At 52.6% G+C, this 15,697-nt stretch carries 13 protein-coding genes; 7 read left to right on the top strand and 6 right to left on the bottom strand.

The genetic code is table 11. From position 1 onward, the window contains the following. Positions 1-1,796, bottom strand: a 1,796-nt coding sequence (gene gyrA, locus DW47_RS0116145) for a DNA topoisomerase (ATP-hydrolyzing) subunit A (protein WP_029687475.1), incomplete at its 3' end; no start/stop codon positions are given. Positions 1,797-1,967: 171 nt separating this feature from the next. Here gyrA and ubiG point away from each other — a divergent pair. The 4 genes from ubiG (at position 1,968) to yfaE (ending at position 6,896) form a co-directional block, all read left to right on the top strand. Then, positions 1,968-2,693, top strand: coding sequence for a bifunctional 2-polyprenyl-6-hydroxyphenol methylase/3-demethylubiquinol 3-O-methyltransferase UbiG (gene ubiG, locus DW47_RS0116140; RefSeq protein ID WP_029687474.1), 726 nt, complete (start codon positions 1,968-1,970; stop codon positions 2,691-2,693). Positions 2,694-3,128: 435 nt separating this feature from the next. Continuing rightward, positions 3,129-5,408, top strand: a complete 2,280-nt coding sequence (gene nrdA / locus DW47_RS0116135) for a class 1a ribonucleoside-diphosphate reductase subunit alpha (RefSeq protein WP_029687473.1) — start codon at positions 3,129-3,131, stop codon at positions 5,406-5,408. An 85-nt stretch (positions 5,409-5,493) separates the two neighbouring features. After that, complete coding sequence (gene nrdB, locus DW47_RS0116130) at positions 5,494-6,624, top strand: class Ia ribonucleoside-diphosphate reductase subunit beta (protein WP_029687472.1); 1,131 nt, start codon at positions 5,494-5,496, stop codon at positions 6,622-6,624. Positions 6,625-6,626: 2 nt separating this feature from the next. Next, positions 6,627-6,896, top strand: a complete 270-nt coding sequence (gene yfaE, locus DW47_RS0116125) for a class I ribonucleotide reductase maintenance protein YfaE (RefSeq protein ID WP_029687471.1) — start codon at positions 6,627-6,629, stop codon at positions 6,894-6,896. A 23-nt stretch (positions 6,897-6,919) separates the two neighbouring features. Here the strand turns inward: yfaE and DW47_RS0116120 are convergent, their stop codons facing one another. Further along, positions 6,920-8,107, bottom strand: coding sequence for a nicotinamide mononucleotide deamidase-related protein YfaY (locus DW47_RS0116120; protein WP_029687469.1), 1,188 nt, complete (start codon positions 8,105-8,107; stop codon positions 6,920-6,922). A gap of 330 nt (positions 8,108-8,437) precedes the next feature. On the opposite strand from DW47_RS0116120, the gene DW47_RS0116115 reads away from it, so the two are divergent. Next, entirely contained in the window at positions 8,438-10,087 is a 1,650-nt protein-coding gene (locus DW47_RS0116115; RefSeq protein WP_029687467.1) for a glucan biosynthesis protein D, read from the top strand. A 35-nt stretch (positions 10,088-10,122) separates the two neighbouring features. Here DW47_RS0116115 and DW47_RS0116110 read toward each other — a convergent pair whose 3' ends face one another. Further along, on the bottom strand, positions 10,123-10,581 hold the full coding sequence (locus DW47_RS0116110) for a GNAT family N-acetyltransferase (RefSeq protein ID WP_029687466.1): 459 nt from the start codon (positions 10,579-10,581) through the stop codon (positions 10,123-10,125). 177 nt (positions 10,582-10,758) lie between these two features. On the opposite strand from DW47_RS0116110, the gene DW47_RS0116105 reads away from it, so the two are divergent. After that, on the top strand, positions 10,759-11,340 hold the full coding sequence (locus DW47_RS0116105) for a LysE family translocator (RefSeq protein WP_029687465.1): 582 nt from the start codon (positions 10,759-10,761) through the stop codon (positions 11,338-11,340). 62 nt (positions 11,341-11,402) lie between these two features. After that, a complete protein-coding gene (gene blc, locus DW47_RS0116100) occupies positions 11,403-11,927 on the top strand; it encodes an outer membrane lipoprotein Blc (RefSeq protein ID WP_029687464.1) in 525 nt (174 codons plus the stop codon). Between the two features lie 53 nt (positions 11,928-11,980). Here blc and DW47_RS0116095 read toward each other — a convergent pair whose 3' ends face one another. The 3 genes from DW47_RS0116095 to nuoM form a co-directional block, all read right to left on the bottom strand. Next, complete coding sequence (locus tag DW47_RS0116095) at positions 11,981-12,463, bottom strand: cold-shock protein (RefSeq protein ID WP_029687463.1); 483 nt, start codon at positions 12,461-12,463, stop codon at positions 11,981-11,983. A 180-nt stretch (positions 12,464-12,643) separates the two neighbouring features. Then, positions 12,644-14,101, bottom strand: a complete 1,458-nt coding sequence (gene nuoN, locus DW47_RS0116090) for an NADH-quinone oxidoreductase subunit NuoN (RefSeq protein ID WP_029687462.1) — start codon at positions 14,099-14,101, stop codon at positions 12,644-12,646. A 6-nt stretch (positions 14,102-14,107) separates the two neighbouring features. Further along, the gene (gene nuoM / locus DW47_RS0116085) at positions 14,108-15,628 is read right to left on the bottom strand and encodes an NADH-quinone oxidoreductase subunit M (protein WP_029687461.1); all 1,521 of its coding nucleotides are present in this window, start codon (positions 15,626-15,628) and stop codon (positions 14,108-14,110) included. Between the last annotated feature and the right edge of the window lie 69 nt (positions 15,629-15,697).

Genomic DNA, 15,697 nt, shown 5'->3' with positions numbered 1-15,697 from the left:
AGACGGCCACGGCTTGAGAAGCACAGGATGGTATCATGGGTGTTAGCCACCAGCAGGCGATCGATAAAGTCTTCTTCTTTAATACGGGCAGCAGATTTCCCTTTACCGCCACGGCGTTGAGCTTCGTAATCCGTCAGTGGCTGGTATTTCACATAGCCCTGATGAGACAAGGTCACGACAACATCTTCTTGGTTGATCAGGTCTTCGATATTAATATCAGCACTGTTGGCGGTGATTTCGGTACGGCGTTTATCACCGAACTGTTCACGCACTGCCACCAGCTCTTCACGGATCACTTCCATCAGACGGTCAGAGTCCTGCAGGATAAAGATCAGTGCAGCGATCTCCTCCAGCAACCGCTTGTATTCGTCCAGCAGTTTCTCATGTTCCATGCCGGTCAGTTTCTGCAGACGCAGATCGAGGATCGCCTGAGCCTGCTGCTCGGTCAGGTAGTAAGCACCGTCACGGATGCCAAATTCTGGCTCCAGCCACTCTGGACGGGCGGCATCATCACCGGCTTTTTCCAGCATCGCCGCGACGTTACCCAGCTGCCATGGCGTGGATACCAGTCCCGCCTTGGCTTCTGCCGGTGAAGGCGCACGACGGATCAGTTCAATCACCGGATCGATATTCGCCAGTGCAACAGCCAGCCCTTCCAAGATATGGGCGCGATCACGGGCTTTACGTAATTCGTAAATGGTACGACGGGTCACCACTTCACGACGGTGACGGACAAAGGCTTCGAGGATCTCTTTCAGGGCCATAATCTTTGGCTGTCCCTGATGCAGAGCAACCATATTAATGCCGAAAGAGACCTGTAATTGGGTCAGTGAATAGAGGTTGTTCAGTACCACTTCACCGACCGCGTCGCGTTTGATCTCGATAACAATACGCATGCCATCTTTGTCGGACTCGTCGCGCAGTGCACTGATCCCTTCAAGACGCTTCTCTTTCACCAGTTCAGCGATTTTTTCGATCAGTCGTGCTTTGTTTACCTGATACGGGATTTCATGCACGATAATCGTTTCGCGACCGGTTTTCGGGTCAGTTTCTACTTCGCCGCGACCACGGATATAAATTTTACCCCGACCGGTACGGTACGCTTCTTCGATCCCACGGCGGCCATTGATAATGGCAGCGGTTGGGAAATCGGGTCCGGGAATGTGTTCCATCAGACCTTCGACGCTGATGTCTTCATCGTCGATATAGGCTAAGCAGCCATCGATCACTTCACTGAGGTTGTGCGGCGGAATGTTGGTGGCCATGCCGACCGCAATCCCTGACGAGCCGTTGACCAGTAGATTAGGCACTTTGGTCGGCAGAACTTCAGGGATCTGTTCGGTGCCGTCGTAGTTAGGGACAAAATCGACGGTTTCTTTGTCCAAGTCTGCCAACAGCTCATGGGCAATTTTGGCCATACGCACTTCGGTGTAACGCATCGCTGCCGCGGAATCGCCATCAATCGAACCGAAGTTACCCTGTCCGTCCACCAGCATATAGCGCAGTGAAAACGGTTGAGCCATACGTACAATGGTGTCGTAGACCGCGGAATCACCGTGTGGGTGATACTTACCGATCACATCCCCGACAACACGGGCTGATTTTTTGTAGGCTTTGTTCCAGTCATTACCCAGTTCGCTCATGGCAAACAGTACACGGCGGTGGACTGGTTTCAGACCATCGCGGACATCGGGTAATGCACGGCCAACGATGACCGACATGGCGTAATCGAGATAAGAATTTTTTAATTCTTCCTCAATATTAACCGGTGTGATTTCTCTTGCTAAGTCGCTCATGGAGCCGATATCCCTCTAGATATTGCCGACTGTTAAGGTCGCAAATCATATCACATTTTCACCCTACGATGCACCTTCACCGGGGATTAGTTCTGCCTGAATGAATACGAAGGATGCCGCCAGCCCTGTAAGCGTTTATACTCGGGAAAATTTCGTCAGGAGTAGTGAGTTATGAATAAGCCTTCACCGGAGCAACCACGCAACGTCGATGACCAGGAAATCGCCAAGTTTGAAGCGGTCGCCTCCCGCTGGTGGGATTTAGAAGGAGAGTTTAAACCCCTGCACCGCATTAACCCGCTGCGTCTGGGCTATATCAGTCAGCACAGCCAGGGATTATTTGGTAAAAAAGTGCTCGATGTCGGTTGTGGCGGCGGGATCCTCGCGGAAAGCATGGCCCGTGAAGGTGCTGAGGTCACCGGTTTGGATATGGGGGCCGACCCGCTGGAAGTCGCCCGTCTACACGCCCTAGAAGCCGGAGTCACTGTGGACTACATCCAGAAAACCGTTGAGGAACACGCCAGTGAAGCCGCCGGTCACTATGATGTGGTCACCTGTATGGAGATGCTGGAGCACGTGCCGGACCCAGAATCGGTGGTAAAGGCCTGCGCCCGACTGGTAAAACCCGGTGGCCATGTGTTTTTCTCAACCATCAACCGCAATCCGAAAGCTTGGCTGATGGCGGTGTTTGGCGCAGAATACGTTTTACGTATGGTGCCGCGTGGTACCCATGACGTGAAAAAGTTTATCCGTCCCGCAGAGTTGCTGAACTGGGTGGATGAGACCCCACTTCAAGAACAGGGGATGATCGGTCTGCACTATAATCCGTTAACCAACCAGTTCCGTCTGGGACGCGGTGTGGACGTCAATTATATGATCCATACCCGTCATCCAGGCTAACCCGTCGCCGCAATCCGTTATGCGGCTATTGCACGCCGGCAACCTGTAAAAAGAGGGCTGCCGGCAAAAAAAAACACATATTGTGCCTTTTTTAATCCTCCTCGCCAGCGGATCAGAGTGCCAAGTTCTCCCTGTGAGTGAAAAAACATCGACCAGATCAAAAAAGAAATTTTTTCCGTAACGGATTGACATCATGAGATGCCTGTAATGATGCGGGCTGCGAAAAAATCAGAAAAAAACAACCCATTTTGTCATCAATATTTCCTCTTGTGTCAGCGCCGGATCTCACTAAAATAAACCCTATCTTGTTATATATTTTATAACCACCCCCTACATGTAGTGCTTATCCACAGTTTTATTCACAATGAAAAACTGTGCATAAGTACGTGAAATATGTAACTCACTGATACTCATGCATAGAAAGGTAACCGCGACATGAATCAAAGTCTGCTCGTCACAAAGCGCGATGGAAGCCAAGAACGAATTAACCTCGATAAGATACACCGAGTACTCGATTGGGCAGCGGAAGGTCTTCACAATGTCTCGGTTTCCCAAGTTGAGCTGCGCTCGCACATCCAGTTTTATGAAGGCATCAAAACCTCTGATATTCATGAAACCATCATCAAAGCTGCTGCCGATTTGATTTCCCGCGATGCGCCGGATTATCAATACCTGGCCGCACGTCTGGCTATCTTCCACCTGCGTAAAAAAGCCTACGGTTGCTTCGAACCACCGGCCCTGCTGGATCATGTCAAATCCATGGTTGAGCGTGGTAAATACGACGCACATCTGCTGGAAGACTACAGCGAAGAAGAGTTCGCCGAGATGGACGGGTTTATCGACCACTGGCGTGATATGAACTTCTCTTATGCTGCCGTGAAGCAGTTAGAAGGCAAATACCTGGTGCAGAACCGTGTAAACGGTGAGATCTATGAAAGCGCGCAGTTCCTGTATATCCTAGTGGCGGCTTGCCTGTTCTCCGCGTACCCGCGTGATACCCGTCTTGATTACATCAAGCGCTTCTATGATGCGGTATCCACCTTTAAGATTTCACTGCCGACGCCAATCATGGCCGGTGTGCGTACCCCAACCCGTCAGTTCAGCTCCTGCGTACTGATCGAGTGTGGTGATAGCCTGGATTCCATCAATGCGACCTCCAGTGCCATCGTCAAATACGTCTCTCAGCGTGCTGGTATTGGTATCAACGCTGGCCGTATCCGCGCGCTGGGCAGCCCGATCCGTGGCGGTGAAGCTTTCCATACCGGCTGTATTCCTTTCTACAAGCACTTCCAGACTGCAGTAAAATCCTGTTCGCAAGGCGGCGTGCGTGGCGGTGCGGCTACCCTATTCTATCCACTGTGGCACCTGGAGGTGGAAAGCCTGCTGGTCCTGAAAAACAACCGTGGGGTAGAAGGTAACCGTGTCCGTCATATGGATTACGGCGTACAGCTAAACAAGCTGATGTATCAGCGTCTGCTCAAAGGTGAAGACATTACCCTGTTCAGTCCGTCCGATGTACCGGGCCTGTACGATGCGTTCTTTGCCGATCAGGCTGAGTTCGAACGTCTGTACACCCAGTACGAGCAGGACAGCAACATTCGTAAACAGCGTATTAAGGCTGTAGAGCTGTTCTCTCTGATGATGCAAGAACGTGCCTCCACCGGCCGTATCTATATCCAGAACGTTGACCACTGTAATACCCACAGCCCGTTTGACCCAGTGATTGCGCCGGTTCGTCAGTCTAACCTGTGTCTGGAGATCGCGCTGCCAACCCGTCCGCTGGAAGACGTCAACGATGAAAACGGTGAGATTGCACTCTGCACCCTGTCGGCGTTCAACCTAGGGGCGATCAGTGACCTGAACGAACTGGAAGAATTGTCGGTACTGGCAGTCCGTGCCCTGGATGCGCTGTTAGACTATCAAGATTACCCAATCCCCGCTGCACAGCGCGGTGCCATGGGGCGCCGTACCCTGGGTATTGGTGTGATTAACTTCGCCTACTACTTGGCAAAACACGGAGTCCGTTATTCCGATGGCAGCGCCAACAACCTGACCCACAAAACATTTGAGGCAATTCAGTATTACCTGCTGAAAGCCTCTAACGAACTGGCGATAGAGCAAGGCGCTTGCCCGTGGTTCAGTGAAACCACCTATGCGGCCGGCGTACTGCCGATCGACACTTATAAAGCAGACCTGAATGCGATCACCACCGAGCCACTGCACTTGGATTGGGAAACGCTACGTGAGTCAATCAAAACCCACGGCCTGCGTAACTCTACGCTGTCTGCCCTGATGCCGTCAGAAACCTCCTCGCAGATTTCTAACGCCACCAACGGCATTGAACCGCCACGCGGACACGTCAGCATCAAAGCATCGAAAGACGGGATCCTTCGTCAAGTGGTGCCGGATTACGAAAACTTGAAAGATCAGTACGAGTTACTGTGGGATATGCCGTCCAACGACGGTTATCTGCAGCTGGTCGGGCTGATGCAGAAGTTCGTCGATCAGTCAATTTCGGCGAATACCAACTATGATCCTTCCCGTTTCAGCAACGGTAAGGTGCCGATGAAGCAGCTGCTGAAAGACCTGCTGACGGCCTATAAGTTTGGTGTGAAAACCCTTTACTACCAGAACACCCGTGACGGAGCAGAAGACTCTCAGGATGATCTGGCCCCGGCAGATGACGGCTGTGAAGGCGGCGCCTGCAAGATCTAACTCTTTCCGCCAAGGCGCTATCCGCGCCTTGGCTCCAGTTCGTTAACCGCTGAAACGTCAGCCTGTACTAATCGGATGTTTCCTGATGGCCTATACTACATTTTCTCAGAACAAAAATGACCAGCTCAAAGAACCGATGTTCTTTGGCCAGTCGGTCAACGTTGCCCGTTATGACCAACAAAAATACGACATTTTTGAAAAGCTGATCGAAAAACAGCTCTCCTTCTTCTGGCGTCCGGAAGAAGTTGACGTTGCCCGTGACCGTATCGACTACCAGTCGCTGCCGGAGCACGAAAAGCACATATTTATCAGTAACTTGAAATACCAGACCCTGCTGGATTCGATCCAAGGCCGCAGCCCGAACGTGGCACTGTTGCCACTGGTGTCGATCCCGGAACTGGAAACCTGGATCGAAACCTGGTCATTCTCCGAGACCATCCACTCGCGCTCTTACACGCACATTATCCGCAATATCGTCAACGACCCAGCACTGGTGTTTGACGATATTGTCACCAATGAGCAGATCCTCAAACGTGCCGAAGATATCACCGGTTACTACGATGACCTAATCCAGATGACCTACTACTGGCATCTGCTGGGTGAAGGCACCCATCAGGTGGCGGGTAATGAGGTGGTCGTCAGCCTGCGAGCCCTCAAAAAGCAACTTTATCTGTGCCTGATGAGTGTCAACGCCCTGGAAGCGATCCGCTTCTACGTCAGTTTTGCCTGTTCCTTTGCGTTTGCGGAACGCGAATTGATGGAAGGGAACGCGAAAATTATCCGCCTGATCGCCCGTGATGAAGCCCTGCACTTGACCGGTACTCAGCATATGCTGAACCTGATGCGCAGTGGTGAAGACGATCCGGAGATGAAAGAGATTGCCGCCGAATGTCAGGAACAGTGCTACGAGCTGTTTAAAAAGGCGGCTATCCAGGAAAAAGAGTGGGCAGAATACCTGTTCCGCGACGGTTCAATGATCGGTCTGAACAAAGATATTCTCTGCCAGTACATCGAATATATCACTAATATTCGTATGCACGCAGTAGGCTTGGATCTGCCTTTCCAGACCCGTTCTAACCCGATCCCGTGGATCAATTCATGGCTGGTATCGGATAACGTGCAGGTGGCACCACAGGAAGTAGAAGTCAGCTCTTATCTGGTTGGTCAGATCGACTCCGAAGTTGGGGCCAACGACTTTGATGACTTCCAGCTGTAACCATGTCTGCTAAAACCCGTGTCATCACCCTCAGCCACACTGGCCAGCAGCTGGAATGCGCTGAGGGGGAATATGCGAACCTACTCTCGGCACTGGAGGCCCATCAATTGCCGATGGAATATCAGTGCCGCGAAGGCTATTGCGGCTCCTGCCGGGTTAGGCTACGCAAAGGTCAGGTCTGTTACCGTAATAAACCCTTGGCCTTTGTCGGGCAGGATGAGATCCTGCCCTGCTGTTGCCAGCCGGTCGGCGATATCGAACTGGAACTCTGACCCCCTAACCTTGCCCTAAGGGATCAGCGGTCGTTGAGGATCTGTTCGCGAACCTCCAGCCAACCCGGTGTCTGAGGGAGCGATCGACCCTGTATCGCCCGCTGAAGCATGGTCATTGCCAAGGTACACAACAGTTCCTGTCGCAGCTGGGGAGAATGGCGGTCACTGGTAAACACCAGTTGCTGTGCCACCTGTTGCTGCGGGGTGATCAAGCAAATCGACGGTTCACGCGGATCATGGCCCCCCACCACCAGCACCCATTGCGTTTGCTGTAGCTCTGCCAAGGCACGGCTACGGGCCATCAGTTGTGGCAAACTTTCCTCGGCAATCACCGGACATTCTCCCCCCGCCAGCGGCACATTGGCTGAGGCCAACTGCCAGTGCAGCAGACCGCCAGTCACGGTCTCACTGACCGCCAGTCGAGCATGATTATCCCTGAGGGCGACGCCTAATGCCGCCGGTAAGCCGTCGGTTCCTTCGAAAATAATCCATTCCGCCACCTGCTCACGGACCTGTTGCCAAACTCCTTGCATCGCCACCTGCGCACTCTGCGGCCCGGTCAGTTTAATCTCAACCACCGGCATCGCAGCACGGTAACCGATCACCACCTGCTCCGGTAAGATCAGCGGTTCCAACAAGGCTGCCAGCGAACTTTCACCGCGACCAAAGGTCGTCAGCCGCAGGCAGCACGGGGGCGATGGCAGGGTAAACCGTGCTTTCAGCCTAGGTAGGATCTGCTCAGTGACCATCACCTTAAATTCAGAGGGGACGCCGGGGGTAAAAAAGATCTGACACTGGTTTAGAGTGACACAAAATCCACAGGCCGTACCGATACGGTTATCCAGTCTTTCCCCGTACTGCGGAATATCCGCCTGCTTACGGTTCTGCACCGCCATCACTTGACCTCGCTGGCTGAAAAAAGCCTCGATGCGCCCCAGCCATTCCTCATCCCTTACCAAAGGCACACCACAGGCAAGTGCGGCTGCCTGTGCGCTGAGATCATCGCTGGTCGGCCCTAAACCGCCGTTGACGATCAGCACATCCGCGACCTGACTGCGCTGCTGCAACTCCTCCACCAGATCGGACAGTGCATCGCCGACTGTCGAGCGATGTGTCATCGCCAGTCCCTGGGCAAACAGGGTATCTGCCAACCAGACTGCATTAGTATCGGTAATCTGTCCGTATAAAACTTCGTCACCGGTTGATAGCATTTCTATCTTCACATTACTGCTCCTGCCCAAGGGAAATGAATAGCCTTTGTTAACTTAACTGACTGAACAGAAAATATAAACGTAGTATTGAGGGAAAAACGGTGCCCTTTACACCAAGAGGTTCACTCCCGGTGTAAGTAGCCCCAAAAATCTCCCTGAGGCCAAAAGATAAAAGCATCGCTTCTCTGATTAATCTGATAAATTTCTTCGTGATGAATTTTACAAGGGCTGTTCTGTCATACTGGCTGAGTCGTATTGAACGGGTGATGACCCGGTAACCGGTTTTCCACAGCCACTCTACACCTGAATAACAGAGGATATGTTTCTGGTATGAATCGCAGAAAGTTTATAAAAGGCACGATGGCTGTCTCAGCGTTAGGCTCCATGACAGGTTTATCATCACTGCTGGCGAATCAGGCCTGGGCGGCTGACGGGATCGCCGATGGCAAAGCCCGCAAATTTGATTTTTCACAGCTGAAACAACAGGCCGCCGCATTGGCTAAACAGCCTTGGTCCGGTGCCCCTGGTCCGCTGCCTGATACTCTGGCCAACATGACGCCGCAGGATTACAATGCCATCCAGTATGACGCGAACCACTCCCTATGGAGCAATATCCCTGACCGCCAGCTAGACGTCCAGTTTTTCCATACCGGCATGGGCTTTAAGCGCCGCATCCGTATGTTTTCGGTAGATCCGGCCACCCGTGAGGCCCGCGAGGTTCACTTCCGCCCCGAACTGTTTAACTACAACGATGCCCATGTTGATGTGAAACAATTGGACGGCAAAACCGACTTAGGCTTTGCGGGTTTCCGTGCCTTTAAAAAGCCTGAATTGGCCCGTCGTGATATCGTCTCTTTTCTGGGGGCCAGTTACTTCCGTGCCGTCGATGATACTTATCAGTATGGATTGTCTGCCCGTGGCGTCGCCATCGATACCTTCAGTGATCACGAAGAGTTCCCTGACTTCACCGCTTTCTGGTTTGAGACACCGAAACCTCAAGACACCTCTTTTGTCGTCTATGCCCTACTTGACGGAGCCAGCATTACCGGCGCCTATAAGTTCACCATTGACTGCCAAAAAACTCAGGTGGTGATGTCCATCGAAAACCAGCTTTATGCCCGTAAAGACATTCAACAGCTGGGCATTGCGCCGATGACCAGTATGTTTAGCTGTGGCACTAACGATCGTCAAATGTGCAACACTTACCATCCGCAAATCCACGATTCCGATCGCTTAGCAATGTGGACCGGTAAAGGTGAATGGATCGCCCGCCCGCTCAACAACCCGCAGCGCCTGACCTTCAACAGTTTCAGCGATGAAAACCCACGCGGTTTTGGTTTGCTGCAACTGGACCATGATTTTAATGATTACCAAGATGTGATTGGCTGGTATAACAAGCGCCCTAGCCTGTGGGTCGAACCCCAGGGTAAATGGGGCAAAGGGGCCATTGAACTGATGGAAATCCCAACCACCGGTGAAACCTTGGATAATATCGTCTGCTTCTGGCAGCCGGAACAGGCAGTGAAAGCTGGCAGTGAACTAAGCTTTGGCTACAAATTGTATTGGAGCAGTCTGCCTCCGGTTGAAAGTTCTCTGGCACGTGTTGGTGCTACCCGCGTCGGTATGGGTGGCTTCCCAGAAGGTTGGGCACCAGGTGAGCACTTCCCAGATGTATGGTGCCGCCGCTTCGCCATCGACTTTGTGGGCGGAGATCTGAAAGCAGCCGCACCGAAAGGGATTGAGCCAGTGATCACCGTGTCCTCTGGTACCTTTAAACAGGTGGAAATCCTCTATGTCGAACCACTGAATGCTTACCGTATTCTGTTCGACTGGTACCCGAACAGTGACTCCACTGATCCGGTGAATATGCGCTTGTTCCTGCGCACCAAAGGGGAAACTCTCAGCGAAACCTGGATGTACCAGTATATTCCGCCTCCGGCGGACCAGCGTAAGTACGTAGATAACCGTCAAATGCGCTGATCGGTGAACGGACAAAGGGCGGGTTTCCCCGCCCTTTACTGTTGTAGCACCATCGCAATATGATCGATCCCGTCTTCCTGATAAACCTCGCCATAGGCTTGAAAGCCGTGACTCGTATAAAACCGCAGCAGATGGGCCTGGGCCGACAGGACAACGCTCCGTGCGGGAAAATGCTGACGACAACTGTCTAACATCTTCCCCATTAGCTTCCCTGCCAACCCTTGCCCGCGCGCCGAGACCGCTACGATCACTCGACCAATCGCCAGCGGCTCCCCGCGATCCTCAGGTACCCGTAAACGGGCATAGGCCACCAATTGTTCTTCCTGTAAACCGAGCAGATGCCGGTTATCGCCGCGTAAGTCTTCTCCATCGATATCCTGGTAGAGACATTGCTGTTCCACAATAAACACCGCATTGCGTAATGCCAAACATTGATAACAGTCACTGACCGTTAATTCACGGTGGTGTAGGTCTTTCCAAACGATGGTGCTCATACTGTCCTCTTTAGACAAATTATTGGCTATTTTTCCTGCTGACATTTCATTGAGTTGCACTCTCACGCCGAGCAGGGTAAAAAAAACGCTCAATGAGTCTTAGATTACGCGACTGGAAATCACTGAAAACAGGATTTTCAGCCATTATCCGGCCCGCCATCCCTGAAGGAGATCGGCGTGTACCTGCATTTTGCCTTATTTGCTTTTATCGCCAGTGTTACCCCGGGGCCAGCCAATATCGCCCTGCTCACCGGCGCTTCTCGCGGCCAAATCCGGCCGTTACTTCGCTATGCCGCCGGTATTCTCTGCGGCTTTGCCTTGGTGTTAGGGATCGCCGCTATTCTCTTCCAGGCGGGTGTCAGTATGGCAGGTCCAGCACTGCTGTGGCTCAAAATCATCGGTTGCCTCTACTTTTTGTGGCTGGCCTGGCAGATACTCAATGCCCCCCTTCCGGACGGGGCGGCCAACGATCATGGCAACGCTGCTCAGCGTTTTGCTACCGGCCTGATGGTCCACCCGTTAAGTTACAAGGCATGGCTATTTGTCCTGCTCTCCTACGGTACCTTTGTCGGTAACAGTGGCAATATTTACCTGTGCTCGTTGATTTTCCTGCTGGCGGCGCTGATTTCGATGATCCCCTGGGCAGTCGCGGGCTACCTACTAAAATGCTATACCCCACCGGCCACCCTTAAGTGGATAAATGTCTTGTCAGCCCTATCAATACTGGCATTGGTGGCGTGGATCTGGATAGGATCCTGAGCGAAATCAGTCACAACGGCTATAGTTAATCGAAGATTATTCTCAGTATCCAAGGAACTATCATGAAAATATGGCCTGCCGTAGCAGTGGCTACTGTCGCCCTCGGTCTGGTGGCCTGCCAGTCCACCACACCACCGAAAGGCGTTACCCCGGTGACCGGCTTTGATGCCAGTCGCTATCTGGGAAAATGGTATGAAGTCGCCCGCTTAGATAACCGTTTTGAAAAAGGTCTCGATCATGTGACCGCCACCTATCAACAACGCAGTGACGGCGGTATTCGCGTAATTAACCGTGGCTTTAACCCGCGCACCGGTAAGTGGAGTCAGAGTGAGGGTAAAGCCTTCTTTACCGGTGACCCCAGCACTGCCGCCCTGAAAGTCTCTTTCTTCGGTCCTTTCTATGCCAGCTATAACGTGATCAGTATGCACGGTGACTACCAGTATGCGCTGGTGTGTGGGCCGGACCGTAAGTATTTATGGGTATTATCACGCACGCCGCAGATGCCGCAGCTGGTGAAAGAGATCTTTATCAGTCAGGCGCAGCAGCTGGGCTTCCGCACCGATCAGTTAGTGTGGGTAAAACAGTAGGTGCCTTTCAAGCGGTTCCGGCCTGATTAGGCCGGAACCCGAGGTCGTATCGCTTATTTGAGACCGCGCAGCACCTTGACAGTTTCTTCGAGATCAATTTCATCTTCAGAAAACGTAAGAGTGGTTCCTTGGAAAGTGGTCACTGCCAGTTTTTTCAGGGTTCGCATTTCACCTGGTTGAGCCGTCGATTTCGGACGAATACTGTTCATCAGCGTCCCCACCGATAGCACCATATTTTGTTTATCGATGGAGCTATCTGCCGGCACCTCTTCGCTGTACACCAAGTAGTTTTTGATGGCAGCAATTTTCAGGCGCTCTCCAGCGATAAAGATATATTTACTCTCTGGGATCACTTTTACCGCAAACGCCGATAATCCCTTGTTGTTGGTGCCTGGCTCAAAGGTCACCTCCGCACCTTTCTTAATCAGTTCAGGGTTAGCGACCTTAATCACATGAAAATAACGGTTATCGCCGTTTTCATCTTTAATGAATCCGAAACCCTTTTCATCAAACCAGGTTGTGATTGTACCGTTCATCGCTGTTACCGCCTGTCTAATCGTTAATCTGTTCAGTTTTTACAGCGCGCAGTGTAATGGACAAACCCGCTGCGGACTACGACTTTGTGACAATCACCGTGAATAAATAACCCTTTGAGGCGATAAAAAAGCCATGCCCCTGAAATGAGGCATGGCGATCCACATGACGGGGTGACGAACCTAGAACAGTGGCTGTGCCAGCCTCACCAACGAAATCAGCGGCTGCGGGAAGATCCCCAGCAGTAACACTAAAAGCGCGGAAATTAACACCACAATACCACCGGCAGTGTAGCCCCAGCTATTCACGGTATCGCGGAAATGTAAGGCTGGTGCCCCAAGGAACAGGCTAACGGTGACACGCAGATAGTAGTAAAGGCCGATGGCACTGCCGATCACCACCGCTGCAGTCAGCCACCACAGTCCGGCATTGACGCCTGATGCCAGCACATAGAACTTACCGATAAAACCGAGCGTCGAAGGGATCCCTGCCAGCGACAGCATCATCAGCGCCAGTACCGCCGACAGCACCGGCCGGTGCCAGAACAGACCACGGTAAGAATAGAGCGAGTCAGTGTCATTTTCATGGCCCGCCGCTGACATCAAGCTGACCACCCCAAAGGCTCCAAGGCTGCTAAACAGATACCCTGCCAGATAAACGCCGGTAGTTTCCAACGAGAGTTGATGAGAACCAGCCGAAATCAGCGCAACCAGCAGGTAGCCCAGATGTGAAATAGACGAATAGCCGAGCAAACGCTTGATATTGCTCTGCGTCAACGCCATTAAGTTCCCCGCCAAGATGGAAGCAAAGGCGATGACCCCCAGCGCAGTGCGGATACCTTCGCTCTGTGCCAGTGGGGTATCCATAAACAGTCTCACCAGCACGGCAAAGATGGCAATTTTACTGCCGGTCGCCAGAAAGGCGGAAACCGGAGCCGGTGCCCCTTGATAGACATCCGGAGTCCATAGATGAAACGGCACCAGCGACAGTTTGAAGCCAATACCGATAATCATCATCCCGAAGCCTGTCAGCATCAGCGGCGAAGTGAGTCCACTGTCGGTCAGCACATGACTTAATCCGCTAAACGTCAGTTCACCACCCGCCGCATACACTAACGCGATCCCAAATAGCAGGAACGAGGAAGCCGCCGCCGATAACAGGGTGTATTTCAGCGCCGCTTCCAAAGAGCGTTTGTGGCGGAACGCATAACCGGTCAGACCGAACAACGGCAGCGACAGCAGTTCAATACCGATAAACAGTGACGCTAGATGAGAAGCACTGGCCAGCACAATCCCCCCCGCTACCGCGATAGTCACCAGCAGATAGAACTCATCACAGTTATCTTTCAGGGTTTTTAGCCACGGAAAGGCAAAGGTACAGGTCGCCAGACCGGCCATAATCACCAATTCGCTGTAAAACACTGAATAACCATCCACCTGTAACAGCGAGGTCACTGCCAGCGGCGCAGCATGGGCGCTGAACCACAGCGAGAACAGCGCAATATTCAGTCCGGCAACGGTCAAGGTCGCATTCAGCGTATGATTACGCCGCCAGGCGATAGAAAGCATCACCACCACCACCGTAAATCCGGTGATTAACAGGGGCAGTAGCGCGACCAGTTGTTGAGAAGATATTGTCATAACAGATCACGGCCTTGTAAGTAATGTTGATGCTGTAAACCAGTGCTGAATATTGCTCATTGCCGCGGCGGACGTATCCAAGATCGGTTGCGGATACACGCCCAGCAGTACCAGCAATACCACCAGTACCATAATCATCAGAAATTCACGCGCCGACAGTCCACGCAATGGCTTTTCAGAGGACGGCGCCCCGTAGTAGGCCCGCTGGATCATCACCAGAGAGTAGACCGAGGCAAACACCAGCCCGAAGGTGGCCACCACAATAATGGCCGGTACCATGGCAAAACCACCGGTAAGGATCATAAATTCGCCGACGAAGTTGCCGGTACCCGGCATACCGAGGTTGGCGGCGGCAAAAAACAGCGACAGCCCCGGCAACCACTTAATGCGTGACCACAGACCACCCATCAAGCGCATATCGCGGGTATGTAGACGTTCGTACAGCTGACCACAGAGGATAAACAGCGCCGCCGAAGAGAGTCCGTGGGCAATCATCTGCACCACGGCCCCTTGGAATGCCAACTGGCTACCGCTGTAAATGGCAATTAGCACAAAGCCCATATGGGAGACTGAGCTATAGGCAATCAAGCGTTTAATGTCAGTCTGAGAGAACGCCATCCAAGCACCGTAAAAGATGCCAAGCACCCCGAGTCCCATAGCGATCGGAGCAAACGCCATCGATGCCTGCGGGAACAGCGGCAAGCTGAAACGTAGCAAACCGTAGGCGGCAGTTTTCAGCAAGATCCCCGCCAGATCCACCGACCCTGCGGTCGGTGCCTGACTGTGGGCATCCGGTAACCAGCCGTGCAGTGGCACCACCGGCATCTTGACCGCAAAGGCGATAAAGAAACCGAGCATCAGCAAGTACTGCACTGGCTCACTCATGGTGGTGTGCAGCAGTTGCTCATAGTTGAAGGCCCACTCACCGGTAGAGCGGTAATGCACCAGCACTAACCCGAGGATAGCAATCAGCATGATAAGACCAGAGGCCTGGGTGTAGATAAAGAATTTGGTGGCCGCCGAAATCCGTGTCTTACCGTCAGAGGCTTTATGTCCCCATAGGGCTATCAGGAAGTACATCGGCACCAGCATCAATTCCCAGAAGAAAAAGAACAGGAACAGATCCACCGACAGGAACACCCCCATCACCCCACCGAGGATCCACAGTAGGTTAAGATGGAAGAAACCCTGATATTTCTGGATTTCATTCCAAGAACAGAGTACTGCCATAACACCGAGTAATCCGGTCAGTACCACCATCAGTAGCGATAACCCATCAATCGCCAGATGAAAATTGATACCGAATGCCGGGATCCACGGCACCGAGAAAGAAGACTGCCATTGCGGGATCCCCGCAGCCTGAGTCAGTGAGTAACCTCCCTGCGACCACAGCAACAGAGAGAGTAGCAGCGTCAGCCCCATGGTCAGCAACGCTATCCAGCGTGGCGCTCTGATACCAAAGCGTTCAGCTAGCCAGCAGAACACGCCGCCGACGAAGGGGAGGATAATTAGCCAAGGTAGTAACACGGCGTTTGGTTCCCTTTTAGTGATCCATCCTCTGCATCAGGGGATGGAAATTTATCGAGTTCCGGGGTC

This window comes from Tatumella saanichensis (assembly GCF_000439375.1).
GTDB lineage: Bacteria > Pseudomonadota > Gammaproteobacteria > Enterobacterales > Enterobacteriaceae > Tatumella > Tatumella saanichensis.
The sequence above is the reverse complement of the archived record's forward strand: the minus strand, read 5'-3'. Positions and strand labels throughout refer to the sequence as shown.